Origin of the sequence: Acidovorax delafieldii 2AN (assembly GCF_000175235.1) — a bacterium.
Lineage (GTDB): Bacteria > Pseudomonadota > Gammaproteobacteria > Burkholderiales > Burkholderiaceae_C > Acidovorax > Acidovorax delafieldii_B.
Map to the genome: position 1 here is coordinate 26,468 of NZ_ACQT01000002.1, position 24,333 is coordinate 50,800.

The 24,333-nt window shown below is 59.2% G+C and carries 22 protein-coding genes; 5 read left to right on the forward strand and 17 right to left on the reverse strand.

Features of this window, described 5'->3' with window-relative positions; translation table 11 throughout:
• Positions 1 to 125: 125 nt before the first annotated feature.
• The 11 genes from ACDELDRAFT_RS00640 to ACDELDRAFT_RS00690 all read right to left on the reverse strand — a co-directional run bounded on the left by ACDELDRAFT_RS00640 (position 126) and on the right by ACDELDRAFT_RS00690 (position 12,144).
• On the reverse strand, positions 126 to 824 hold the full coding sequence (locus ACDELDRAFT_RS00640; RefSeq protein ID WP_005792768.1) for an REP-associated tyrosine transposase: 699 nt from the start codon (positions 822 to 824) through the stop codon (positions 126 to 128).
• An 86-nt stretch (positions 825 to 910) separates the two neighbouring features.
• Positions 911 to 1,822 carry a class I SAM-dependent methyltransferase gene (locus tag ACDELDRAFT_RS00645; RefSeq protein ID WP_005792769.1) on the reverse strand — a complete coding sequence of 304 codons (912 nt, stop codon included), beginning with the start codon at positions 1,820 to 1,822 and terminating at the stop codon, positions 911 to 913.
• A complete protein-coding gene (locus ACDELDRAFT_RS00650) occupies positions 1,819 to 2,454 on the reverse strand; it encodes a DUF1415 domain-containing protein (protein WP_050784098.1) in 636 nt (211 codons plus the stop codon). Before ACDELDRAFT_RS00650 ends, ACDELDRAFT_RS00645 begins: the two co-directional genes overlap by 4 nt.
• A 472-nt stretch (positions 2,455 to 2,926) precedes the next feature.
• Positions 2,927 to 4,096: a deoxyguanosinetriphosphate triphosphohydrolase gene (locus tag ACDELDRAFT_RS00655; protein WP_005792771.1), complete on the reverse strand. Its 1,170-nt coding sequence runs from the start codon at positions 4,094 to 4,096 to the stop codon at positions 2,927 to 2,929.
• 57 nt (positions 4,097 to 4,153) lie between these two features.
• Positions 4,154 to 5,272: a 3-dehydroquinate synthase gene (gene aroB / locus ACDELDRAFT_RS00660; RefSeq protein ID WP_005792774.1), complete on the reverse strand. Its 1,119-nt coding sequence runs from the start codon at positions 5,270 to 5,272 to the stop codon at positions 4,154 to 4,156.
• Positions 5,273 to 5,582: 310 nt separating this feature from the next.
• A complete protein-coding gene (locus ACDELDRAFT_RS23800; protein ID WP_232504678.1) occupies positions 5,583 to 7,130 on the reverse strand; it encodes an Ig domain-containing protein in 1,548 nt (515 codons plus the stop codon).
• The gene (gene pilQ, locus ACDELDRAFT_RS00670; RefSeq protein ID WP_420042315.1) at positions 7,114 to 9,174 is read right to left on the reverse strand and encodes a type IV pilus secretin PilQ; all 2,061 of its coding nucleotides are present in this window, start codon (positions 9,172 to 9,174) and stop codon (positions 7,114 to 7,116) included. The genes ACDELDRAFT_RS23800 and pilQ overlap by 17 nt, the downstream gene beginning before the upstream one ends.
• A gap of 74 nt (positions 9,175 to 9,248) precedes the next feature.
• Positions 9,249 to 9,791, reverse strand: a complete 543-nt coding sequence (locus tag ACDELDRAFT_RS00675) for a pilus assembly protein PilP (protein ID WP_005792778.1) — start codon at positions 9,789 to 9,791, stop codon at positions 9,249 to 9,251.
• Positions 9,788 to 10,456, reverse strand: coding sequence for a type 4a pilus biogenesis protein PilO (locus ACDELDRAFT_RS00680; protein WP_005792779.1), 669 nt, complete (start codon positions 10,454 to 10,456; stop codon positions 9,788 to 9,790). Before ACDELDRAFT_RS00680 ends, ACDELDRAFT_RS00675 begins: the two co-directional genes overlap by 4 nt.
• Positions 10,457 to 10,459: 3 nt before the next feature.
• A complete protein-coding gene (locus ACDELDRAFT_RS00685; protein ID WP_040327614.1) occupies positions 10,460 to 11,077 on the reverse strand; it encodes a PilN domain-containing protein in 618 nt (205 codons plus the stop codon).
• Positions 11,074 to 12,144 carry a pilus assembly protein PilM gene (locus tag ACDELDRAFT_RS00690; RefSeq protein ID WP_005792781.1) on the reverse strand — a complete coding sequence of 357 codons (1,071 nt, stop codon included), beginning with the start codon at positions 12,142 to 12,144 and terminating at the stop codon, positions 11,074 to 11,076. The genes ACDELDRAFT_RS00685 and ACDELDRAFT_RS00690 overlap by 4 nt, the downstream gene beginning before the upstream one ends.
• 275 nt (positions 12,145 to 12,419) lie before the next feature.
• Between ACDELDRAFT_RS00690 and ACDELDRAFT_RS00695 the strand changes: the two genes are divergently transcribed.
• Positions 12,420 to 14,822: a penicillin-binding protein 1A gene (locus ACDELDRAFT_RS00695; RefSeq protein ID WP_005792782.1), complete on the forward strand. Its 2,403-nt coding sequence runs from the start codon at positions 12,420 to 12,422 to the stop codon at positions 14,820 to 14,822.
• A 132-nt stretch (positions 14,823 to 14,954) separates the two neighbouring features.
• On the opposite strand, the gene cyaY is transcribed toward ACDELDRAFT_RS00695, so the two are convergent.
• The gene (gene cyaY, locus ACDELDRAFT_RS00700) at positions 14,955 to 15,284 is read right to left on the reverse strand and encodes an iron donor protein CyaY (RefSeq protein ID WP_005792783.1); all 330 of its coding nucleotides are present in this window, start codon (positions 15,282 to 15,284) and stop codon (positions 14,955 to 14,957) included.
• Positions 15,285 to 15,295: 11 nt separating this feature from the next.
• On the opposite strand from cyaY, the gene lptM reads away from it, so the two are divergent.
• Both lptM and ACDELDRAFT_RS00705 read left to right on the forward strand, forming a co-directional pair.
• The gene (gene lptM, locus ACDELDRAFT_RS23805; RefSeq protein WP_081470056.1) at positions 15,296 to 15,499 is read left to right on the forward strand and encodes an LPS translocon maturation chaperone LptM; all 204 of its coding nucleotides are present in this window, start codon (positions 15,296 to 15,298) and stop codon (positions 15,497 to 15,499) included.
• 107 nt (positions 15,500 to 15,606) lie between these two features.
• Positions 15,607 to 16,434: an MBL fold metallo-hydrolase gene (locus ACDELDRAFT_RS00705; RefSeq protein ID WP_005792784.1), complete on the forward strand. Its 828-nt coding sequence runs from the start codon at positions 15,607 to 15,609 to the stop codon at positions 16,432 to 16,434.
• Between the two features lie 67 nt (positions 16,435 to 16,501).
• Here the strand turns inward: ACDELDRAFT_RS00705 and ACDELDRAFT_RS00710 are convergent, their stop codons facing one another.
• From ACDELDRAFT_RS00710 to ACDELDRAFT_RS00730, 5 genes are all read right to left on the reverse strand, one after another.
• Positions 16,502 to 17,140 carry a sulfite oxidase heme-binding subunit YedZ gene (locus ACDELDRAFT_RS00710; RefSeq protein ID WP_005792785.1) on the reverse strand — a complete coding sequence of 213 codons (639 nt, stop codon included), beginning with the start codon at positions 17,138 to 17,140 and terminating at the stop codon, positions 16,502 to 16,504.
• Positions 17,141 to 17,170: 30 nt separating this feature from the next.
• Positions 17,171 to 18,169: a protein-methionine-sulfoxide reductase catalytic subunit MsrP gene (gene msrP / locus ACDELDRAFT_RS00715; RefSeq protein ID WP_005792786.1), complete on the reverse strand. Its 999-nt coding sequence runs from the start codon at positions 18,167 to 18,169 to the stop codon at positions 17,171 to 17,173.
• A gap of 105 nt (positions 18,170 to 18,274) precedes the next feature.
• On the reverse strand, positions 18,275 to 19,612 hold the full coding sequence (gene ccsB / locus ACDELDRAFT_RS00720; RefSeq protein WP_005792787.1) for a c-type cytochrome biogenesis protein CcsB: 1,338 nt from the start codon (positions 19,610 to 19,612) through the stop codon (positions 18,275 to 18,277).
• Positions 19,613 to 19,620: 8 nt separating this feature from the next.
• Entirely contained in the window at positions 19,621 to 21,765 is a 2,145-nt protein-coding gene (locus tag ACDELDRAFT_RS00725; protein WP_005792788.1) for a cytochrome c biogenesis protein ResB, read from the reverse strand.
• Between the two features lie 134 nt (positions 21,766 to 21,899).
• Positions 21,900 to 22,538, reverse strand: a complete 639-nt coding sequence (locus ACDELDRAFT_RS00730) for a c-type cytochrome (RefSeq protein ID WP_005792789.1) — start codon at positions 22,536 to 22,538, stop codon at positions 21,900 to 21,902.
• Between the two features lie 72 nt (positions 22,539 to 22,610).
• Between ACDELDRAFT_RS00730 and yihA the strand changes: the two genes are divergently transcribed.
• Both yihA and ACDELDRAFT_RS00740 read left to right on the forward strand, forming a co-directional pair.
• Positions 22,611 to 23,345, forward strand: a complete 735-nt coding sequence (gene yihA / locus ACDELDRAFT_RS00735) for a ribosome biogenesis GTP-binding protein YihA/YsxC (protein ID WP_005792790.1) — start codon at positions 22,611 to 22,613, stop codon at positions 23,343 to 23,345.
• Positions 23,346 to 23,395: 50 nt separating this feature from the next.
• Positions 23,396 to 24,304: an alpha/beta fold hydrolase gene (locus tag ACDELDRAFT_RS00740; protein ID WP_005792791.1), complete on the forward strand. Its 909-nt coding sequence runs from the start codon at positions 23,396 to 23,398 to the stop codon at positions 24,302 to 24,304.
• Positions 24,305 to 24,333: the final 29 nt, after the last annotated feature.

The following is a 24,333-nucleotide window of genomic DNA, read 5'->3' on the forward strand; positions in this document are numbered from 1 at the left end:
TGGATATGCAAGCACAACAATTAGGGTCGGGTTCAATTAAAAAAACTTAATTGGCTTCATTTTTTTAATTGGGGACATATCAAAAACACAAGAAATCAGCACTGAAACGCTTGCCCAGTGACTCCTCAAGCCTGCACGACTGGTTTCGGCGGCCGACCGGCCCGCGCCCGCACCATTCGCCGTTCGGTCAATTTTTGCAAGCTCTCCACAAAGCCTGAGTCCCCCAGCACCCAACCGCTGAGGACGGAGCGGGTCAACTCGCTCTGTTGGGTCATACCCACGCCTTCCTGCACCAGCGCCGCATAGGCGGCCTCGCGGGCAAACGGGGTATTGCCGAGGGCCCAGTACAGCGATGGGGGCGTGAGCAAACGGTCGTTGCGCAAGCCCAGCCAATGGCCGTGGCTCGACCACGGGTAGTCCCCTGCCTGAGCGACCAGGCCCGCGCGAACAGGGTTGAGATCGATATAGGCCATGCATGCGAGAAGATAGCGCTCGGGCTGCAGCACGGTAGAGCGATAGCGCCCTTCCCACAGGGTGCCCGTGCGGCCGTGCCGCCGATTGAATGCCTGCACATAGCTGCGCCCCACAGCCTGCATCATTTTGGGAATGCCTTCCACCGTCTGGGGTGTTGCCAGCAGATGAAAATGGTTCTCCATGAGCACGTAGGCGTGCACCGCCACGCCCCACCGCTGAGCTTGGTCCGCCAGCAACGAGAGCATCAACTCATAGTCTTGGCGGTCGACAAAGACACTTTGTCGGTTATTGCCTCGCTGGACAATGTGGTGGGGATAGCCGGGCAGCGCCAGGCGAGAAAGACGGGCCATGACGGAAGAAAGCTCGAGCAGAAATGCGAATCATAAATCTGCCCCTCTGATTCCGATACGGCCGAGACACCCTCAACCGTCGGGTTTCAGATCGCTGCCGGTGCAGCAGAGGAGCCCTGCAAGCCGAAGCGCACGCCCAACGCCTGCTCCAGGCCGAACTCCTCCAGAATGGCGCGCAGTCGCTCGGCGGCCGCGCGCTTCTTGTGGCCTGTATAGCGGGCAATGATGAGTTCGTTTTTCATGCTGTGCTCCCATCCCACCAGTTCCGTCACGGTGACTTGATAGCCGCTGGCTTCGAGGTACAGGCACCGGAGTACGTTCGTGATCTGGCTGCCCAGCTCGCGCGTATGCAGCGGATGGCGCCAGAGTTCGGCCAGCGGCGTACGCGCGAGCTGCAGCGCCTTGCCCTGGCGCAGGCAGGCAGCCACCTCCGCTTGGCAGCAAGGAACCAGGACCATCGCCCGCGCCCGCTTGAGCAGACCGAATGCAATGGCGTCATCGGTAGCGGTGTCGCAGGCGTGCAGGGCCGTCACCACGTCGATGTGATCGGGAAGCTCACCGGCTTGCGCCGACTCGGCCACCGAGAGGTTCAGGAACGACATGCGCCCAAAGCCCAGGCGTTCGGCCAGCGCACGCGAACGCTCGACCAGATCGGCCCGCGTTTCGATGCCATAAATGTGTCCGCGGCCCAAGGCCTTGAAGTACAAATCGTAAAGAATGAAACCGAGGTACGACTTGCCCGCACCATGGTCGGCCAGCGTGGGGCTGTGTCCGTCTTCCGACAACTCCTGCAGCAGCGGTTCGATGAACTGAAACAGGTGCTGCACCTGCTTGAGCTTGCGACGCGAATCCTGGTTGAGCCGCCCATCGCGCGTAAGAATGTGCAGCTCCTTGAGCAGCCCCACCGACTGCCCCGCACGCAATTCGGGCAATTCGGCCCCGCCCTGCGGAACGGGGCCGCGCGAACCATGGGCGACTTTGGCTTGAGGTGCTTTCATGCGGCGCCTTTGGGCGCATTGAGCTGCGCGCTTTCTGAGCGGACCGCGCACCCGGCACCCACATCCAAAGCTTGCCACCCGGCCGCGCCCAACTGCTCGAGCACTTCCATGTTCCGCTCGTATATGGCTTCGGTCTGAGGGTAAGCCTGCACCGCTCTGTCGATACTGTCTTCACGCAGAAGATGCAACGTGGGATACGGTGCGCGGTTGGTGCAATTGGTCACGTCGCCTTCGTCGGTGCCAGCGAACTGGAATTGCGGATGAAAGCTTGCAATCTGCAAGGTGCCGTCCAGCCCAAGGTCTTCGAGCGTGGACTCCGCCACATCGAGAAAATCGTTGAACTCGAGGAAATCTATGAGGCAGTACGGGGCCATCAACAACGTGGTGTCCCGCTCATCGGCAGGCACAGCCGCGAGAGCAGTCAGTTCACGCCGCAAATCCTGCTCGAGTGCCGCAACATCTGCCGCCGTGCTGACGACGTAATGGATCTGGCCCTTGGCGTTCACCCCTTTGGCAAAGGGGCACAGGTTGAGCCCGATCACAGCCCGTTCCAGCCAGCGCACCATGTCTGCCTTGACAACGCCCTCCCCTTCAGAACGTGCCGGCGAAGAGACAGGGGAAACAGGGTTCATGGCAAATCGATTCTGACGGCAACTGATTAGACAGCGAATTTTAGCGCCCCCCCGCCGCAGAGGCTGTCCCGCTTCAACGACCCTTCTTGTTATCCCAAGATGTCGGCGTGTGGTGACACTGTGGCCATCAATCCGGTCGCTAGATGCCGCCAACAGTGACCATACCCGCCCTCATCCGCCTGCGGGCCTGCCAGTGGCTGTGCTGGGCGCTCCATCTGGGTTTGAGCCCACCGAGGTCACAGGTTGGCATGCGCCGTCCATGCAACGTCCGTCCCGGCCCTACCCACACCATCTATCAGGGGATGACAAACTCGCTCGCCATTGCCGCTCCGCCTCCCCCCCCCCCCGCCTTGGGCGCTCTGCGAAGCAGATGGACTCAGTGAGTGGGACATGCTTCTAGGCACGAGCACATGAAAGGGCGGCGCTCCGACTCCCGCTTTAAACTGCAAGGCCGAGCGCAGCCTGACCGAGCTCAGCCAAGCACGCGCAAGCCGGTGAGGCGCTCGTGCTCGCGCGCTGCAAAGCGATCCGTCATGCCGGCAATGAAATCCGCCACTGCACGGGCCCGTGCGGAAGCATCGCCGACCATCGCCTGCTGGGCGAAGCGCGCCTTCATTTCGCGGGGGTCGGCCTCGTATGCAGCAAACAGATCGGTCACGACACGCTGGGCGCGTCCGGTGGTTTCCACGACCTGGGGGTGACGATAAAGGTTCTTGAAAAGAAACCGCTTCAATTCGGACGACATGTCCCGCATCGACGCGCCGAAGGTGACCATCGGCCCTGCCATGCGCACATCGGCCACGCTGCGCGGGGCAACGTCGGCCAGCATGGCACGTGTTGCATCAATGACGTCGTACACCTGAGCACTCAGCATCCGCCGAATGGTTTCGTACAAGAGCCTCCGCCCCATGGTCGCGTCCGTCAGATGCGGATGCTCGGCTTGTGCAACGCGCCGGTACTTGTCAAACAACGCAACGTCGGCCAACTGGACCAGCGTGATGAGGCCAGAACGCACGCCGTCATCGATGTCGTGCGCGTTGTACGCGATTTCATCGGCCAGATTACACAACTGGGCCTCAAGGCTGGGCTGCTCTTTGCGCAGAAACCGCCCCCCCACCCCACCTGGCTCGATCGCTTCCAGGCGCTGGGCATTGGCAAGAGAGCAGTGCTTAAGCACGCCTTCACGCGTCTCAAAAGTCAGATTGATCCCGTCGTAATCGGGATAACGCTCTTCCAAGCGGTCCACCACGCGCAGACTCTGCAGGTTGTGTTCGAAGCCTCCGTGGGCACGCATACACGCGTTCAATGCATCCTGCCCTGCATGCCCGAAAGGGGTATGGCCCAGATCGTGCGCCAGCGATATCGCCTCTACCAGATCTTCATTGATGCACAAAGAACGGGCAATCGAGCGCCCCAACTGCGCGACTTCAAGCGAATGCGTGAGCCGCGTACGAAACAAGTCGCCTTCATGGTTCAGAAAAACCTGAGTCTTGTAGACCAGCCGACGAAAAGCCGAGGAGTGAACGATGCGATCCCGGTCCCGCTGGTACTCGGTGCGGGTGGGTGCGGGTAACTCGCGATGCCTTCGGCCACGACTATGGGCCGGATCACAGGCGTAGGGAGCCAAACCGGAAAATTGCATCAAAATGGCCCGATGCGCTTGCGGACAGGCCACCAATTGCTAGAAATAAAATAGCAATCAAACGCAGCACGCATCAATGACCTCGCGAACAAGGGCATCGGGCGCAGGCCGGACAATCGCCTTGCCCGGGCCATCAATCACAACGAAGCGGATTTCCCCGGCCTCTGACTTCTTGTCCACCCGCATGAGGGACAGGTAACGTCCGGCGTTGTCTTGCGCGTCAAGAACCGGCGCCACCACCGGCAACCCCGCGCGCTGGATGAGCATTTTGAGGCGATGCGCGAATGGATCGTCAACCAGGCCCAGTCGCCGCGACAACTCTGCCGCCATGACCATACCCGCGGCAACGGCCTCGCCGTGCAACCAAGCGCCGTACCCCATTCCTGCCTCAATGGCGTGACCAAATGTATGGCCGAAATTCAAGATGGCACGCAGGCCAGATTCCATTTCGTCCTGCCCCACCACCCATGCCTTGATCTCGCAGCTGCGCCGAACGGCGTGTGCAAGCGCGCGGCGATCGCGGCTGCGCAAGGCATCCATGGATGACTCAAGCCACGCGAAGAACTCCATGTCCGCAATAGGCCCGTATTTGATGACCTCCGCCAGACCGGCGCTGAGCTCGCGCGCCGGCAGCGTATCGAGCGTCGCAAGGTCACAAACCACCAAAAGGGGCTGGTAGAAGGCCCCGATCATGTTCTTGCCCAAGGGGTGGTTGATGGCCGTCTTACCTCCCACAGACGAATCCACTTGGGCCAGCAGTGTGGTGGGCACCTGCACGAAGGGCACGCCCCGCATATAAGTGGCAGCAGCAAACCCCGTCATGTCGCCGACCACGCCCCCACCCAAGGCAAAAAGCACCGTCTTGCGGTCGCAACCGTTTTCCAGCAGTGCGTCAAAAATAAGATTGAGGGTCTGCCATGTCTTGTGCTCTTCGCCGTCTGGAAGCACCACTTGATGAATCTGGCCGTACTTCCCAGCAAGTACACGCTGAAGTCGATCTGCATACAGCGGGGCTACCGTGATGTTGGTGACAATTACTGCATGAGCTGCCGCCGGAAGCGTAGCGTACGTAGAAGGCAAAGCAAAATTCTCAGTGGAAATCTCGATGGGGTAACTTCGTACCCCAAGCTCAATTCGAACGTTCCCCTTCTCCTGGAAAAAATCAATGGACGACATAAACTGAATATCCAAAATTGCACGAAATCCTCAGAGACTCGCGTATAAGAGGGCTAGCCGCAAGTCCATCTGGAACATCCGCATTACCAAACACCACAGCCAAGCGACCTTCCGAAGCACATAGCTTCAGCCTATCAAGTTTAGCGTCTCATCAAGCGATTCGTCAAAACTACTGAATCGCGTGCCTTTTTTTGGATGATCTACCAATAAAAATCGCCCCTCAACCATGAGGGGCGAAATACTGCTGAATGGCCCAGATTGCTGAGGTGAACGCGGCTAGCTGAATTGCCAACACGCGCACCCCAGATGTTTAAGGGCAAACCCCGCCAGTCACCTTAATGGACACTTTGCGAGTTACAGTTGCAGGCGCCTGAGTTGCGGTAACAAAGAATTCTGCTGCAACACAATCAGTGGCGGTCGCAGGAACAGGGGGTTTCCCGGAAATTACTCCGTTGTTACCCACCTGAGCCACGCTCAACCAAGTCGGCTTGGTAGCAGAAATTGTCCAAGCGATACCTTTAGTGGGGTCACCGCCGGAGGCCGAGAAGGCATACTGGTACAGGCTATCACCCGTAGCGCTAGGCAAGGGACATGCCACGTTCACGTCTCCACCACAGCCATTGACAGTGAAAACTAGAGGATCGAGTGGCAAGGCACCCGCAACCGTCAGCTTCAAGTTACTTGTCACTCGGGCACCCACAGCATCCACAACTGTAACTGCAATGTTGTAATCACCCGGTGCCGCCAAAGGAGTCCCCGCAATAACACCTGAACTGTTCAAAGCCAAACCGGGAGGCAAGCTTCCGGTAGCAGACCATGTGTAAGGTGCTACTCCACCCGTTGCCGATAGTGCATACGCAAAAGGAAGCGTATTTGGGACATTGATATCCGTTGCGGCAAACGTTAACGGAGTTGCGGCCACCGCATCAACGACGCTTACGGCTGTCAACGAATAAACTGCGTCTTGAATTCCATTCGCCACATTATTATCAAAGCGGTCGGTCACGAGTTCCAGCAAAATGATTCCACTATTTGCGCCACTCGATAGAGAGAACGATCCCACGCCGCCTGATGTATTGACTTGCAACACACTTCCGGACTGTGCCCCTGACAGCAGGCGAGCACCCGCTGACGCACCAAATGGACGAATGCTCACCTGCAGATTAGCAGCCGAGGCATTAGGAACAGGTTGATTGGCATCGTCCATCAAGAACGCCTGTAACCCAACGTTGTTACGCAAATTCCACAGATTATCGCGCGACCCCAGGAATCCGGGAGCTTGAGTCACGGCCCGCACACTTGCAGGCTTACCGTTGGCATTCCCTCCAACAGCAATATCAACGCTTGCACTACGTATTTGCTTATCACGAGGATCCGTAATCGAGCAGATTATACGCGCCGTTCCAGCTTGGTCGCCGGCGTGGAAATGAAAAGAAGCTGCCCCTGTATTCGCATCAAGCGCCACCGAACGATAAGCCTTGGGGTTCTTATTCTCATCTTCGTGCTCAGCTTTTCCATCCAAGTAATATAAAGCCCCCGAATCGAGCCCTTGGACGATATTGCAACCGAATACTTCCGTGCCACCTGGAACAGGTAACGCACCTTGGCGAGCCTCAACATAGAGAGTTGTAGTATAAGGCGCATAGGCTCCCAAATTGGCAACCTGGTGTGAAATATTCAAGGGCAATTGAGCCTTCACTGATCGCAGCGTAATGCTGTACGGTTCACTGGTGGAACCCGAACTACCCCCACCTCCACCACAAGCGGCAAGGAACCCAAGGGCTGCCATGGCAAATATTTTAAGAGATCTCATCATATATTTTTCCATCTTCCAATCAAAATCATCTGGTGGGGCCACGATCAGAAATCACTTTCGGCGTGATAAAGACCAACATCTCCCGTTTTGTAGACTCTTTCGTTCTACTCTTAAACAAATTACCGACCACCGGCACATCACCGAGCACAGGAATTTTATTTTCTTGATTGGTGTCCTCCATCTCAAAAATCCCACCAATCACTACCGTGCCGCCATTTTCTATCAATATTTGCGTCTTGATATGTTTTGTATCAATTGCCACACCTTGGGTAGTAGTCTCGCCCCGACTATCTTTATTGATATCGAGGTCCAATATTATGTTACCTTCCGGCGTAATTTGAGGAGTCACCTCCAGTTTCAAGACAGCCTTCTTGAAGGCGAGAGTCGTAGCACCATTTGGTGCCGTTATAGAATAAGGGTATTCCGTGCCTTGCTCAATCAAAGCCTTCGTCTGGTCAGCAGTGATGATTCTCGGGCTAGATACAATACGCCCTTTTCCATCCGCCTCCATAGCAGAAAGCTCAAGGGTCAAGAATCGATTGGCAGCAGAGTTAAAGATCGAAAGCGCAAAGCTTCCAACACTGTTCACGTTGGACAAGCTTGCTGGAAGATTGACGAAATTTCCGGTGGTAGTGGTAGTTCCACCCGCGCCGCTCGAAGCTACAGCGTTGTTGTAACTCGTGCCAAAAGCCACCCGATTGTCACCACCAATGCCATAGCCGCCATCCCCTCCCCGATTGGCACGCAAATCCGTGCCACCCAGGCGCACGCCGAGGGATCGCCCAAAGGAATCACGCGCCTCAACAATTCGGGCTTCAATCAGCACTTGGCGTACTGCAACGTCAAGCGAAAGGAGGAGCTGACGCACTTCCTCGAGCTTGCTGGGCGTATCGGTAACGAAAAGCTGATTGGTGCGAGGCTCAGAAATGGCACTACCGCGCTCAGAAAGAAAACGGGTTGACGTTCCGCCACCGCTGCCAGTGCTCGATGTCAACTGGGTAATCATGTCCGCCGCCTTAGCGTAGTTCAGCTGGAATGCCTGAGTCTTGAGCGGCTCTAATTTCTGAATGGCCAAGGCAGCCTCAAAATCCTTCTTGGTGCGAGCGTCGATTTCATCCTTCGGAGCAATCCACAACACCGTTCCCGACTTGCGCATTCCTAGGCCCTTTGCATCCATGATGATCTGCAAGGCTTGGTCCCAAGGAACGTCCTTAAGGCGGAGTGTGAGCGCCCCTGTCACGGTGTCGGAGGTGACGATATTGAAATTGGTGAAATCTGCGATTACCTGTAGGAGCGATCGAACTTCGATATTTTGAAAATTCAGAGAGAGCTTCTCTCCACTGTATCCAGGCCCTTTGGTGAGCTTGGAAAGATCTACCTTCTTTTGCCGAATTTCAACAACAAATTGATTATCACTCTGATAAGCACTGTGCTCCCATTCACCCACGGGCTCAATCACCATCCGCACACGCTCCCCTTGCTGGGATGTGGTGATGTTTTGTACCGACGTACCGAAGTCAGTCACATCAAGACGGCGACGCAACCCTTCCGGCAGCGAGGACCGGAGAAAATCAACGGTCAACCCTTTGCCCTGCTGCCGCAAATCCACGCCCACTTGGCTGTTCGCGAGCCCCACAATGATTCGACCCGACCCATCGGAGCCCCGACGGAAATCAACGTCTTTCAGAGGCAAGGTTTCAGCATTACCGCTCTCAGAAAAAACGGCGACAGTTGCTTGCTGAGCTGCAGCAGCGGATGCTGTCACCGGCACAAGAGAAATCAGCAGTACTTTACCCTGCACTTCTGCTTGATAAGAAGTCGCCTGCTTGAGATTGAGCACCAAGCGCGCCCTGTCTCCAGCCTGCACAATATTGATGGATTTAAGATTACCCTGATTGACATCGACCGATGATCGCCCCATAGCGTTAGATGTTCCTGGGAAATCCAGGGCAATACGTGCAGGCGATTGAATGGCAAAACCACTTGGAACGGCGGAAAGCGGCTGCGAAAGTTCAACGCGAACGACTTCGGCGCCGCCCTGCATGGAGCCAGTAACCGCTTCAATGGCGCTCTGCGCCATGGCCATAGTCGCTGCAAACGTCGCCGCCACAGCAAGCAGGGCATTTCTGTAGCGACTCATAATCCAGATGTTTTTCGTTGTCATTTCTTCCCCTCTTGCAGGTCAAGCGATGCGGTCCGCTCTATCCAATCTCCCGTCGCGTCTTGCACTATTTCACGCAGCTGGATCGATGTTTCCGAGATCTTGGTGATCTTTCCATAATTCTGACCAAGGTAATTACCAACTCGAACCTGATAGAGCAGGTTATCGATCTTAAGAAGAGCGGTAGGAGTTCCCGTTTTATTCAAACTGCCGACCATCACCATTGCGTCAAGTGGATACGCCTCCAAAGGCTCTTTTCGACGTGCCATCTCCGGCGCAATGAGGGTTGCGTTAGAAGCAACCTGCACGGAGTCACGCTTCAGGGCTTGGGTCAACTTGGTCTGGTTGAACGGTTCCACGCCGCCTTCTTGGGTATACGCCTGTGGCAGAAACTTCTTGGGCTCAGTTAATGGTGTAACACGAGGCTTGGTAGTGGCCCGTTGTTCGGTCATCCACTGACGTAACTCATCCTCGCCTGTGGGTCCACATCCAGCCAACACAGCGACACTGCAGATCAGAGCAAAACGGCCGGCCCACATCATTTCTTCCCTCCGGCATTCTTCTGCGCCTGAATCTCTTCCGGATCCAAATATCGGAATGTTCTGGCGGTGGCGTCCATCGACAACATGCCAGCGTCCTTCCCAGCGGGCGCAATCGAGATGTTATTCAACGTCACAATACGCGATAGGTGTGCAACATCCGAGGCAAATGCCCCCATGTCGTGGTACTTGCCAGTCACCCGCACTGCGATCGGCAATTCAGCATAATAGTCTTTCACCACCACCTGCCCTGGTCGGAACAGGTCAAATTGAAGACTGCGCCCCAACCCTGCTTGGTTGATATCCGACAGCAAGGCAGCCATTTCTGCTTTGCTAGGCAACTGCTTTTCAAGCTGGATAACGTACTGTTGTATTTGCTCGCGCTGCTTTTTCAGCTCTTCGAGGCTGACTGCCTTGACAAGCTTCTTTTGGTAATCTTCCCGAAGAACTGTCTCCTTGCCGCGCTCCATTTCGAGTTCCGTCTGATAGTCGGTCAATTTGACGAACCAGAGAACGACTGCCACACCTGCGGCAAGAAACACGCACAGCAGAACTTTGGGCAGCACAGGCCATAGCGATGGATCCTTCGTGTCCAGATTTTTGAACTGACGCTGTAAGTTATTTTGCAGCGCAGCAAAATCAATCTTTGGTGTTTTTGTTTTTGTCATAGGTCACTTCCCCGGGACGACAACAGCCGAGCTTGCAGCGTCCATGACCTTCTGGGCTTCACTGGCCCGAACAAGCTGAAATCGCAGATTGAAAGCAGCAACCCGGCGCTGGTCGCGTGGCGTTAGCGAAACATTACTGGCGACGATTTCCACTAGCTCAGGTTTTGAGAACCATGGGGTGTTGTTGGCCAGGTAACGAAGCATTTCTGATACACGCTCGTTAGACTGTGCCATTCCTTGCATGGAAATGGTCTGCCCACTTTGGCGCATGCTGGTGATGTATACGCCTTCTGGCAGTTGCTTCACCAGTTCATTCAGCAAGTGCACGGGTAAATTGCGGTCGGACTGCAGATCCTCAACTGCCTTCTGCCGCGCACGCAAGGCGGCGATCTCTTCTTCGATAGAAGCAATTTCCTTGATTTGCCCCTCCAGCACCTTGATTTCGCGCTGGAGAAAGCCATTCTTTTCTTGCTGGTCAGTGATCATGACCTGGAACCACCAATAAATGGCTCCCGCAATGGCCAATCCCACCAACAGTGACGCAAACATCGTCGCCTGAAACGTTTCGCGCCGGCGTTTGCGAGCAGCCTCCCGATGAGGGAGCAGATTGATCAATATCACTGCAGGAACCTCCGCATGGCCAAACCACATGAGGTGAGATAAGAGGGTGCTTCGCGGACCATCTTCTTAAGCCTTACGGAACTTCCGATCTCCATGCCGTCAAATGGATTGACGGCACTGCACGCAAACCCGGTCTGCTGGGTCACGGCTTCGGTCAGCCCGGGCAACGGTGCAGAGCCGCCCGCCAACATGATGTGGTCGACGCGATTGTGGGGCGTGCTGGTAAAGAAAAATTGGAGCGCCCGGCCAATTTCCTGGGCCATGCTGTCAACAAATGGTCGGAGCACTGAAGATTGGTAATCCTCGGGCAAGTCCCCGCTGCGCTTCTTGCTTTCGGCCTCTTCGACCGAAAAGCCGTATTGCCGCACGATGAGTTGGGTGAGCTGCGCCCCGCCAAAAGCTTGATCGCGGTCATACAGAACTTCTTCATTCCGAATGACCTGCATGCTTGTCGTGAGTGCACCCACCTCGAACAGAGCGACCAGCGCGTCCACCCCCTTATTGGGCAGCGCTTCGATCAAACGACCCGCCGCGAGGCGCGAGGCATGAGATTCGATGTCGACGACAACCGGCTTGAGACCTGCCGCTTCAGCCAAGCCCTGGCGGTCCTGTACTTTTTCCCGCCGAGAAGCCGCGATCAGCACATCCACATCGCCGGGTGCGCTTTTGCTAGGACCGATCACGCAGAAGTCGAGACTGACCTCATCCAGCGAAAAAGGAATGTACTGGTTCGCTTCAGACTCCACCTGAACTTCGAGTTCCTGCTCGGTCATACCGCCCGGCAAAGTGATCTTTTTCGTGATCACAGCGGAAGGAGGAAGCGCCAACGCGACATTCTTCGTGCGCGTGCCACTTTTCTTGACGAGCCGGCGCAGCGCATCCGCGACTTCATCGAATTTTTCGATGTTGCCGTCAGTGATCCATCCGCGCTCCAGTGGCTCGATAGCGCAACGCTCAAGCACCAACCCACCCGCCTTGTCGCGCCCTAACTCCACCAGCTTGACGCTCGAGGAACTGATGTCGATACCCAGCAGCGGTGCGGACTGGCGACTAAAAAAAGACCCCATAGAGATCAAGATCGGTCCCCTGTAACTTGCCAAAATGACGCAACAAAACTTAACATTTCACATGAATGCTATCAGTAAGATAGTTCTCCAGCAAAGAGTTTTGGCCTTCCGCATTCTTCTGGGCGTTGTCAAAAGCAGACGATTCAGACCCTCGGCGTAATCTCAAAAGGGGCGGTCAGCGAGGACACGACGCCTATCACCCACTGCCTCCTTTCCTAAATTCCGAGGGAGGATGCGTCCTTTTTATAATGGCGCTCTTTTCTATCCGGAGCGATATGGCGCCCCCCCTCCCCAACCCACCGTCTCAGAAGCCAAGCTCCACTGCGGCCAAGCCACGCACCGGCGCAACGCGCTGGATTTTTCGGATCTTGTTGTGGGCCCTGGGGCTGGGCCTTGCAGGGGGCTTGGCGCTGCTACTCGTCATCGCTGTAGCCCTGGCCATGGCTTACCCCAATCTTCCGGACGTGTCCGATCTTGCGGACTACCGCCCCAAGCTCCCGCTGCGGGTTTACTCGTCCGAGGGTGCGCTGCTGGGCGAGTTCGGGGAAGAGCGACGCAACCTCACACCTATCCGCGAAATTCCAGCCGTGATGAAGGATGCAGTGCTCGCCATTGAAGACACCCGCTTTTTTCAGCACGGCGGCGTTGATTACAAAGGAATGCTGCGAGCAGGGCTGGCCAATCTCGGACGTGTCAAAAGCCAAGGCGCATCCACTATCACAATGCAGGTGGCACGCAATGTTTATTTGTCATCCGAAAAAACATTTACACGGAAAATTTACGAAATCTTACTAACATTCAAACTCGAGCATTTGCTCACCAAGGACCAAATTCTCGAGATTTACATGAACCAGATTTACCTTGGCAACCGCGCGTATGGTTTTGCAGCTGCCTCTGAATCTTATTTTGGTAAACCGCTGAAATCCATTTCCATCGCCGAAGCAGCGATGCTCGCGGGCCTGCCCAAGGCTCCCTCGGCATACAACCCCATCAGCAATCCCAAGCGCGCCCGTGTGCGCCAGCTTTACATCATTGACCGGATGGAAGAGAACGGGTTCATCACTGCTCAGGAAGCAACCCAGGCCCGCAAGGAAGAGGTGAAAATCCGATCCGGCCAAGACAATACGCGCGTTCATGCCGAGTACGTTGCCGAGATGGTCCGGCAGCTGATTTTCAGCCAATATGGCAACGAGGCCTACACCCGCGGACTGAATGTGTACACCACGCTGAACGCCGGCGACCAAGAGGCCGCCTATGTGGCCCTGCGGCGCGGCATCATGGACTACGAACGGCGCCAGCACTATCGCGGTCCCGAAAAATTCGTGGCCCTTCCCGAGTCAGCCCAGGAAGTCGAGGACGCGATCGACGACGCATTGGCCAACCATCCGGACAACGGCGATGTCCTTTCGGCCGTGGTGCTCGAAGCCAATGCCCGCAAGATTGTCGCGGCGCGCGCCAACGGCGACATGCTCGAGATCACGGGGGACGGCCTCAAACCCGCGCAGTCGGGACTGAGCGACAAGGCTCCAGCCAACATCAGGATCCGCCGGGGTGCGGTGATTCGCGTGGTCAGGACACCCAAGAACACTTGGGAAGTCACGCAGCTCCCCGAAGTGGAGGGCGCCCTGGTGGCACTCGATCCTCGCAGCGGCGCCATCAAGGCCCTGGTGGGCGGCTTCGACTTCGAGAAGAACAAGTTCAACCACGCCGCCCAAGCCTGGCGTCAGCCGGGCTCGAGTTTCAAGCCTTTCATCTACTCCGCCGCACTTGAAAAAGGCTTTACACCCGCAACCGTCATTAACGACGCCCCTCTTTTCTTCGACGCCGGGGTTACTGGCGGGCAGCCGTGGGAGCCCAAGAACTACGACGGCAAGTACGATGGCCCCATGACCATGCGCACAGGCCTGGCCAAGTCCAAGAACATGATCTCCATACGGATTCTGCAGGCCGTCGGACCCAAGACGGCGCAGGAGTGGATCACCCGTTTCGGGTTCGAGGCAGAGAAACACCCTGCTTACCTCACCATGGCACTGGGTGCGGGCTCCGTCACCCCCTTGGAAATGGCATCGGCGTATTCAGTGTTCGCCAACGGCGGCTACCGCATCAACCCTTGGTTGGTGACGCGCGTAACCGACCACAAGGGGCGCGTCATTTCCGAGAATCCACCGCCTGCCGCCAGCGACATGCCGCGCGCCATCGACGCACGGAACGCGTTCATCATGGACAACCTGCTGCAGGAAGTGACCCGCTCTGGAACCGCAGCACGCGCGCAAGCCACCCTCAAGCGGCCCGATCTGCACGGCAAGACCGGCACCACCAATGATTCGGTGGACGCATGGTTCGCCGGCTACCAGCCCACCATGACGGCAGTGACCTGGATCGGCTACGACAAGCCCCGCAACCTGGGCAGCCGAGAAACCGGCGGCGGGCTGAGCCTTCCGGTATGGATCAATTTCATGGAGCGGGCGCTCAAGGGGGTGCCCGTGATGGAAACTACCGTTCCTCCCGGCGTGGTGAACGTCGGCGGCGAATGGTTCTATGAGGAATATGCGCGCAATGCGGGGGTCGCCAGCGTAGGGGTAGACGACCGGCCTGCCGCTGCTGGCGGGCCGGCTGCGCCCCATGCGCCGCCTCCGACCGAAGAACGCAACCGCATTCTCGACTTGTTCCGCAACTGAGCGAAACCCAGCGTGAACGGCTCCGCTGAGTTGTGCGCGCGGGTATCGCAACCTCAGGAGGCGGCCCGACTTCGAAGGAGCGATTGCCGTTCAGCACGGCAAGGCTCCAATTCAGCGGACCAGCGGGGCATCTCAGGCAGTGAAACGGATCGGCGCACCCGATTGCTGGGTAGCGTCCTGGCTGAGGCGCTCGAAGAACTCGCCTGCGCCTTTCGTGTCCTGCCACGCAGCGCCATCGAAACGGTAGTGGTAGCCCCCTGACCGTGCCGCCATCCACACCTCGTGCAGCGGTTTTTGCAGGTTGATGATGATCTGGCTGCGGTTGGGAAACGTCAGGGTAACCATACCGCCGGAGCGCTGGTTGTCCACGTCCACCTCACCCGCGTCGTTGATGCGATCGCAACTGCGCTCGACGGCCAGCAGCAATTTTTCTGCGTGGTCCAGGAATTCAAGGTCGGTCATACAATTTACGCATGTTGAGAGCTTCGCAAATTCTAGTCAGGACCATTGCCCTTGCGGCGAGTACGGCAGCACTGTGGGGCTGCGGCCAACGTGGGCCTCTCTATCTGCCGGGAACTCCAGAGGCGCGGCAAAGGGCTACCTTGCCCGAAACCCTTTCTCCCTCCCAGAACAATCCCGCACCAGCGCCCACTTCGTCCGCGTCTGCAACCCGCTGAACGCGGCGCAACAGCCCTCACAGCAAGGGCTCTTGGCTTGATTTTCATCAAGCATAAAAAGTAGGGTTACTCGTACAGTCGGTCTTTTATTGCACCGCAGCATCGACATGGCCCTGGAACTCTACCGTGACAAAAATCATTCGTGCCTCATGTTCACCGATCTCATCGAAGAAGATGGGCAGGCGGTGCAGGCCAACCAGTTCCTGATCGTCGACGATGACACGGGCGCCATCATCGATCCCGGTGGCAACCTGGCTTTCAACGAATTGTTCATGGGCATGTCGAAGCACTTCCCGCCCAGCAAGCTCGCCTACGTCATTGCATCGCACGCCGACCCGGACATCATTGCCTCGCTGGACCGCTGGATGAGCACCACCCAGGCCTCGCTGGTGATTTCGCGCGTGTGGGAGCGTTTCGCTCCGCATTTCACAAAGGTCGGCAAGACCGAAAACCGCGTGATCGGCGTGCCCGACAGCGGAGGGCACCTGCCTCTGGGCCGCCACGAGCTCGTGCTTTTGCCGGCCCACTTCATGCACTCGGAGGGCAATTTTCACTTCTACGATCCTGTCAGCCGCATTCTCTTCACCGGCGACCTGGGCGTTTCGATGATGTCGGGCGCGGAGTCCCGCATTCCGGTTACCGATCTTGCAGCGCACATTCCCCGCATGGAAGGCTTTCATCGGCGCTACATGGTCTCCAACAAGATTCTGCGGCTGTGGGTTCGCATGGCCCGCCAGCTGGACATCGCCATGCTGGTGCCCCAACATGGCGCGCCCATTCTGGGCAAGAAAGCCATCGCAGAATTCCTGGACTGGATCGAAAACCTCATGTGTGGCATCGACCTGTTCGACGACCGTGCCTACCAGTACCCCTCTGCCCACATCGATCCGGTGAGCCGGCAACTGCGCCCCGCATTGCGGGCCGTGAATGCGTAGCTTCCATGGATAAAACAGTCCCTTGCGCTTTCTGCACGGACGTTAATAGCTATATTTAAAATAGCAATCAGGAAAGTGGAGTGGCGGAGCCCGGACGCCCGGGCGCACGCTCCCTGGCCATGCGCCGCCACAGGCGCCATCCGAGCAGGGCTGCGAGGATGGCGCCATACACGGCCACTTCGGCGAAATTGTTCTTGCCGGCACGCATCCAGAAGAAGTGCAGGATGGCGAGGCCTGCCACCGCATACACCGCTCTGTGCAGCGCTTGCCATCGGCGCCCACCCAAGGCGCGGATTGCGCGCGGGAACGACGTGGCCGCCAACAGCGCAAGCACGCAGAATGCGGAAAAACCCACAAGGATGAACGGGCGCTTCGCGATGTCACGCAAGATCTCGGCCAGATCGAACCCCATGTCGAACCAGCTGTAGCTCAGCAGGTGCACGAGCCCGTAGAAAAACACAAACAGGCCCAGCATGCGCCTGAACCGTGCCCATTGCGGGGTGGACGTCATGACACGCAATGGGGTCACGGCCAGCACGAGGCAGAGGGCGCGCAAAGTCCAGTCACCCGTGGCGCGGATCAGGGCCTCTGCGGGGTTGGCACCCAACTGGTCGGCCGCAGCGGCAAACACCAGCCAGGCCAGTGGCAGCAGGCAGAGCACGAACACCACCGGCTTTGCTGCCGGGTGAAGCAGAATTTTTCGCATGGGTGCGCCGCCGGTTGTCGGCAGCGGGGTTCAGTAGAACTTCTTGAGGTCCATGCCCGTGTAGAGCTGCCCCACCTGCGCCTCGTAGCCGTTGAACATCAGCGTCTTGCGCTTCTTGGCGAAAAGCCCGTCTTCGCCAATGCGCCGCTCGGTGGCCTGACTCCAGCGGGGATGGTCCACCTCGGGGTTCACATTCGAATAGAAACCGTATTCCTGCCGGGCCGCCTTGTTCCAGGCGGTGGAGGGTTCTTTTTCGACGAAGCGGATCTTGACAATGCTCTTGGCACTCTTGAAACCATACTTCCACGGCACCACCAAGCGGACTGGCGCGCCATTCTGGGGGGGCAGCATCTCGCCGTACATGCCGAAGGCCAGCAGCGTGAGGGGGTGCATGGCTTCGTCGAGGCGCAGTCCTTCGGTATAGGGCCAGTCGAGCACGCGCGAGCCCACATAGGGCATGGTCGCCTTGTCGGCGAGCGTCACGAACTCAACGTATTTGGCGCTGCCCTGCGGCTCCACCCGCCGGATCAGCTCGGCCAGCGAATACCCTACCCACGGGATGACCATGGACCAGCCCTCGACGCAGCGCAGCCGATAAATGCGCTCTTCCTGTGCACCCAGCTTGAGCAAATCGTCGAGGCCGTATTTGCCCGGCTTCCTGACCAGCCCTTCCACCTCGACCGTCCAGGGGCTCGTCTTGAGCGTGTGCGCATTGCGAGCGGGGTCGGCCTTGTCGGTGCCAAACTCGTAGAAATTGTTGTAGCTCGTGGCGTCAAGGTAGCTGGTGGGTTTTTCCAATGACACCGCACCGGGCACAGCCGACCTGGCGGCTTGCAGCGGCGCCTGCTTGCCAGGACGGGGGGGCAGCGTCTGCGCCAGGGCGCTGCGCCCCGCCCACGACGCGAGCGCAGCACCTGCAGCCCCACCGGCCATCAGCCGCAACAGGTCACGGCGCCCCTCGTACACATCTTTGGGCGTGATTTCGCTGGAAGGCAGATGAAAGCCGGATGCACGGGATGGGATCAGCATGGCAGGACTCCGAAGGTTGAACGTGCGGCACCTCCAGCATGGAGACCCGCAGGAGGATTTCGTTCCCTGCGGCAACGCCGCATGCCGCGGCCCCGTCAACGGCAATTACAGGGTGCCGTAGCTGTGCAGGCCGCTCAGGAACATGTTCACCCCCAGGAAGGCGAACGTGGTGACCACCAGCCCCACCAGCGCCCACCAGGCGGACACCGTGCCGCGCAGCCCCTTCATGAGCCGCATATGCAGCCACGCTGCGTAGTTGAGCCACACGATCAGCGCCCAGGTTTCCTTGGGGTCCCAGCTCCAGTAGCCCCCCCAGGCCTCGGCGGCCCACAGGGCCCCCAGCACCGTGGCAATGGTGAAGAAGGCAAAGCCGACGGCGATGGACTTGTACATCAGGTCGTCGAGGATTTCAAACGACGGCAATCGCAATGCAATGCGGCGCCGGCCAAAAAGGATGCTGGCCACGATGAACGCCGAAATACCGAAATACACCATCCAGTAACTGCTGCCCGCCTCTGCCCCCGTCTGCCGGAAAACCACGGGCTCGAAACACAGCACCACACCCAGCAACCACAGCGGCGCCAGCTTGTACCACCGCGTTTCGGTAGCCTGCTGCTTGATCAGATAGGCAAACGCCACCATGGCCGACAGTGCAAAAGTACCGTAGCCAATGAAATTGGCCGGCACGTGCAGCTTCATCCACCAGCTCTTGAGGGCCGGCACCAGGGGTTGGATCTCGTGTGCTTCACGGATAACCGTGTACCACAGCAGAAAGCCCACGGCAGCGCTCACCACCAGCATCACGAAGCCGCCCAAGGCGCGCGTCTGGTAATGCTCCTCGTAATAAAGGTAGAAAGCGGCGGTGATCCAGCAAAAGAGCACGAACACTTCGTAAAGGTTGCTCACGGGGACATGTCCCACGTCACTGCCGATCAGGTAGCTTTCATACCAGCGAACCAGCGTTCCTGTGAGGGCCATGCCCACCGCCACCCAAACGAGGCGCGAGCCAATCAGGCCCATGGTGTGGCCCTCGCCCCGGGCAAACATGCCCAGCCAGTAGAAGATGGTGCTCATGAAAAAAAGCATGCTCATCCACAGGATGGCCGACTGGCTGGACAAAAAGTACTTGAGTCCAAACACCGTGTCGGCCCGAGCAAGATTGCCGGCGCCATCCTGCTGGTACAGGCCAATCGCTACCAGGGCCAGCGCCACCACCACCAGCATCAGCACCCGCAGCGGGCGCCAGAACCATCCCAACCAGACGGTGCACGGAATGGCCCCCAGCAGGATGCCTTTTTCGTACACATCCATGTAGCTGCCATAGCGCTGCAGCACATACAGCCCGCCCACCGCCACAATCGCGGCAAACAGCCAGTCGAACCAGTTGCGGCGGGAGAAAAACCCCTCGTTGAGGGCGATGGTGGTTGTGGTGGCGGTATTCATGCGTTGCCTCAGTGGGGGCGTGCCCCGATCAGTTTCTCTGCGAGCTGGACGAACTCGCGGTCGCCGTCCAGGGTCTTGCGATTGGTGGACAGCGCCATCAGTGCGTGCGACTGGCCCTCATGCGGTGCAACCCACACCCACACGCGCCGTTCGCGAACGTACAGCATGGCAAAAACGCCCAGAATCAGCAAGGCACAGCCCAGATAGACAATGTTCTTCCCAGGGGCTCGCGCCACCTGGAACACGCTGGCCTGCACCTGGGTGAAGTCCTTGAGTTCGAATGCGAGCGGTGCGGGGTAGATCTGGGCGTCGCTCAGCGAGAGCACCGCCTGGGTCATGAATGCCTGGGTCTGGTCGCTCTGGGCCAGCGGCTTGAGGCCGGCGCGCTCGCGCGTGAGCTGGGCCAGTTCGAACAGCGCCCCGTTCAGGATGCGCACCAGCACCTCGCCAGCCCGCGAGCGCTCTGCTTCGGGTACGTTGGCTTCCATGAAATCCGAAATCGCCTGCAGGCCGCCGGTCCTCTTGCCGTCCGGCCCCGCGCTTCCGGCATACAAGGCCAACGCCCGGGATGCAGATTGCGACAGCTGCTCGGCCAGCTCGGGGCGGGATGCCTCTACCGCTTGCGACACATACCGGTGCACCGCCTGGTCGCGCGCCGCAGGGTCGGCCAGTGCCGCGCGCAGGCGCAAGAAGCCTTCCATGGTGCCCTGGTCGTCGGCGGGAACGCGCAGGTAGCGGAAGGGGTCGGAGGGGTTTTCGCGCACGCCGAGCAAAAACACCGGCACGCCGTCCCCCGTGTCCACCGGCAGCATGTAGTTATGGAATTCACGCGCCTGCCCCGCAGCATCGCGCAGCTTGTAGCTCACGCTGGGGCCTACGTTGCGCAGCTCCTTCTTGGTGACCGTCTTGTTTGCAGCGCCCAGGCGCGACTCCACCGATTCACGCAGATCCACCTTGCGCACATCGGCGCCCGAGCCGGGAGCGCCGCTTCCGTCACCAAAATTCTCGACGTTGATCGTGCGCAGGGCCGTGAACTCGAGCGTGAGCGTTTCGCCACCGGACGCACCGTCCTTGGCGGACAACTGGGTTGATCCACCCACCACGCCCTCGATATCGAACGCCTTGGCGCCCGCCGCCATGGGCACGGCGCGCAGCTTGAGGTGCGAGCCGCCGTCGTCGAAGCTTGACTGGTAGATTTCAATACCTTTGTAGCTGGCAGGGTGGTTCACCTCGACGCGGGCGGGCGTCTTCTCGCCCGTGGCCTTGTCGTGGATGATGATGTCGCTGGCAAACAGCTTGGGCATGCCCGTGGAGTAATGCTCCACGATGAATTTCTTGAGTTCGATGGCGAAGGGCAACTCCTGCAACAGCACGCCGTCGGACTGGCTGAGAATGGCCGTGCTCGACTGCGTGCCTTCGGCAACCACCAAGTTGCCACGGAAGGTGGGGTTGCGCTCGGACAGGCGGTGCTCGGGCTTCACTTCGGAGATCAGGCCGCTGCCGGCATAGGGCGTCTTGCCGCCCAGCAGCATCTGCGCCCGAACGATGAGGTCTCCGTCGAACAACCCCCCCAGGCAGATGAGCACGATGGCGCTGTGCGCCGCGATATAGCCGATCTTGTTGGCAGCCCCGGCTTTGGCGGCCACCATCCAGCCGGTACCGGTGCCCGTGGCGGACTCGCGCTGCTGCAGACGAACCTTCCAGCCGCCGCTGGCCAGCGTGCTGCCGATGCGCCGCGCCGCCGCCTCGGCCGATTCGGCCAGCGGTGCCTCGGCTTTGTGGTGGAAGGCCCTCAGGCTTTGCTCGCGGATGTTTTCCTTGTAAACCTTCAGGTCCACCAGAATCTTGGGGGTGTTGCGGGCAATGCACAACGAAGTGCTGATCACCAGGAAGGCCAGGATCAGCAGAAACCACCACGCGCTGTACACCGCATTGAGCTGAATGGCCGCGAAAAGCTCCGCCCAGAACGGGCCGAACTGGTTGACATAGTTCACCGCAGGTTCGTGCTGCTTGAGCACCGTGCCGATGACCGATGCGATGCAAATCACCGTCAACAGCGAAATGGCGAAGCGCATGGAAGACAGCAGCTCGACGCCTGCGCGCAGGGCCTGGGGGCCGGACCGGACTTGAACGCCGTGGGTGATGTCAGACATGGGAGATGTGAACGCGGTGCACTAAAGCAAAAAGGGCGGGGCCATCTGGAGGATGGGCCCGCCCGTCTTGGGGTTTGTTATTGGCGGTTGGTTCCAGGCTTCCCGCCTGGCGGGGCCAGCAAGATCACGAAAACTCAGCGCAGGCCGGCAATGTAGTCGGCCACTGCCTTGATTTCGCGGTCGTTGAGCTTGGCCGCCACCTGGGTCATCTGGATGCTGTTGGCACGTGAGCCATCGCGAAAGCTATTGAGTTGTGCCACGGTGTAGTCGGCATGCTGGCCCGACAGGCGGGGGTACTGCGCGGGGATACCAGCGCCGTTGGGGCTGTGGCAGCCGGCGCAGGCAGCGATCTGGCGGTCGGCAATGCCGCCGCGGTAGATGCGCTCACCCATGGCGACCAGGGCCTTGTCGGAAGAGAAACCGGGCTTGGCGGGCTTGGACGCGGCCCAGTAAGCGATGTTCTTCATGTCCTCGTCGGTCAGCATCGACGCAAAACCCTTCATGACGGCGTTGTTGCGCTTGCCGGACTTGAATTCCTGCAGCTGCTTGACCAGATACTCGGGATGCTGCTGCGACAGCTTCGGGTTGGCAGCGATGGCGGAATTGCCATCGGCACCGTGGCATGCGGCGCACACTGCAGCGAAGCTGGCCTCGCCCTTGACCAGGTCGGGCTTGGCCTTGGTCGGCGTTGCGGGAGTTTCGCCCGCAGAAAAGGCCGGGAAAGCGGGCGCTGCCAGTGCGGCAGCCATCAGCATAGAGGCGAGCAACTTCATATCGAGGGTCTGTATTTAGGTCCGCAAAACCACGCGATTCTACAATGAGGCTCCAACGCATCCCAATTTTCCATGACGACACCCTCCTCCGCGCCAGTTGCTGGCACCCTGCCGCCCGCACCTGACGCCAAGATCGCCATGGGCTGGATGCACACCGCCCGGTTCCTGACCACCGCCGCGCAACTGCACCATTTGCCCCCGATCGACGTGCCCGAGATCGCTTTCGTGGGTCGCTCCAACGCGGGCAAATCCACCTGCATCAACACGCTCACCCAGCAAAAGCAGCTGGCCTTCGCGTCCAAGAAACCCGGCCGCACGCAGCACATCAACCTGTTCGCGCTGGGCAAGCAGGGCGTGACCGACGCGGTGCTGGCCGATCTGCCGGGTTATGGCTATGCCGCGGTGTCGCGCTCTGACAAGGTGCGCTGGCAGCAGGTGATGGTGAATTACCTCGTCAGCCGCCCGGGCCTCACGGGCATCGTGCTGCTGTGCGATCCGCGCCTGGGCCTGACCGAGCTGGACGAAGCGCTGCTCGAAGTGGTGCGCCCTCGGGTGGAGGAGGGACTGAAATTCCTGATCGTCCTGACCAAGGCCGACAAACTCACGCGCGCCGAGCAGGCCAAGGTGCTGTCGATTACGCGACTGCAGGCGGGCGGCGGCGAGGTCAAGATGTTCTCGGCCCTCAAGAAGCAAGGCGTGGACGATGTGGCGCAACTGCTGTGGCAGTGGGCACACCCCGTGGTGCCGGCAGCCGCAGAAGCCCCCGCGCCCGCGCCGGAAATTCCTGAGGATTCTCAGCAAGATTAGCCCCTGGCGCTCATGTATCCAGCGGCATTAGCTACGAAATACATAGCACCATGATCACCACCCAAGACGTTGCCTTGCCGCACGGCATCACCCTGCAATGCCGCGTGAGCGGCGTGGCGGGGCGGCCCACACTCGTCTTCTTGCACGGTTTTCCCGAAGGCGCGTTCATCTGGGATGCTCTGCTGCTGCACTTCGCGCGGCCCGAGAACGGCGGCTACCGCTGCGTGGCGCCGTACCTGCGGGGCTTTGGCGCGTCGAGCAGCCCGAAGGAAGTGGAGGCCTACCGCGCCAAGCATCTCGTGCAGGACCTTGCCGCGCTGATCGCTGCCGAGTGCCCTGGCGGTGCGCTGGAGTGCCTTGTGGCGCACGACTGGGGCGGCGCAGTGGCCTGGAACCTGGCCAACCAGCAACCCGGGCTCATGAAGCGGTTGGCGATCTTCAACTCACCGCACCCCGGCGCCTTCTTGCGCGAACTGCAGCACAACCCCGCACAGCAGGCCGCCAGCCAGTACATGCACTTCCTGTGCAGGCCCGACGCCGAAACCCTGCTGGCCGAAGACGGCTTCCGCCGCCTCTTCGGTTTTTTCGACACGCCCCAGGGCGACAGCCCGGCATGGCTGACCCCTGCAGTGCGTACGCAATACACCGAACTGTGGCGCCATGGCCTGACCGGCGCCTGCAACTACTACCGCGCCAGCCCGCTGCGCCCTCCGCGCGAGGGTGACCCGGCAGCCCAGGCCATCACCCTGCCCGATTCAATGCTGACCGTGCACGTGCCCACGCTGGTGCTGTGGGGGATGGCCGATCCCGCCCTGCTGCCCGGCTTGCTCGACGGCCTGCCGGGCTGGGTGCCGCAGCTGCAATTGCAGCGGGGGGAGGGTGCATCGCACTGGATCGTGCATGAACTTCCCGAGCGGGTTGCCACTGAATTGCAGCGGTTTTTGCAATCAAAACAATAGCAACAAGCGCTTGGCGGGCAAGCGCATAA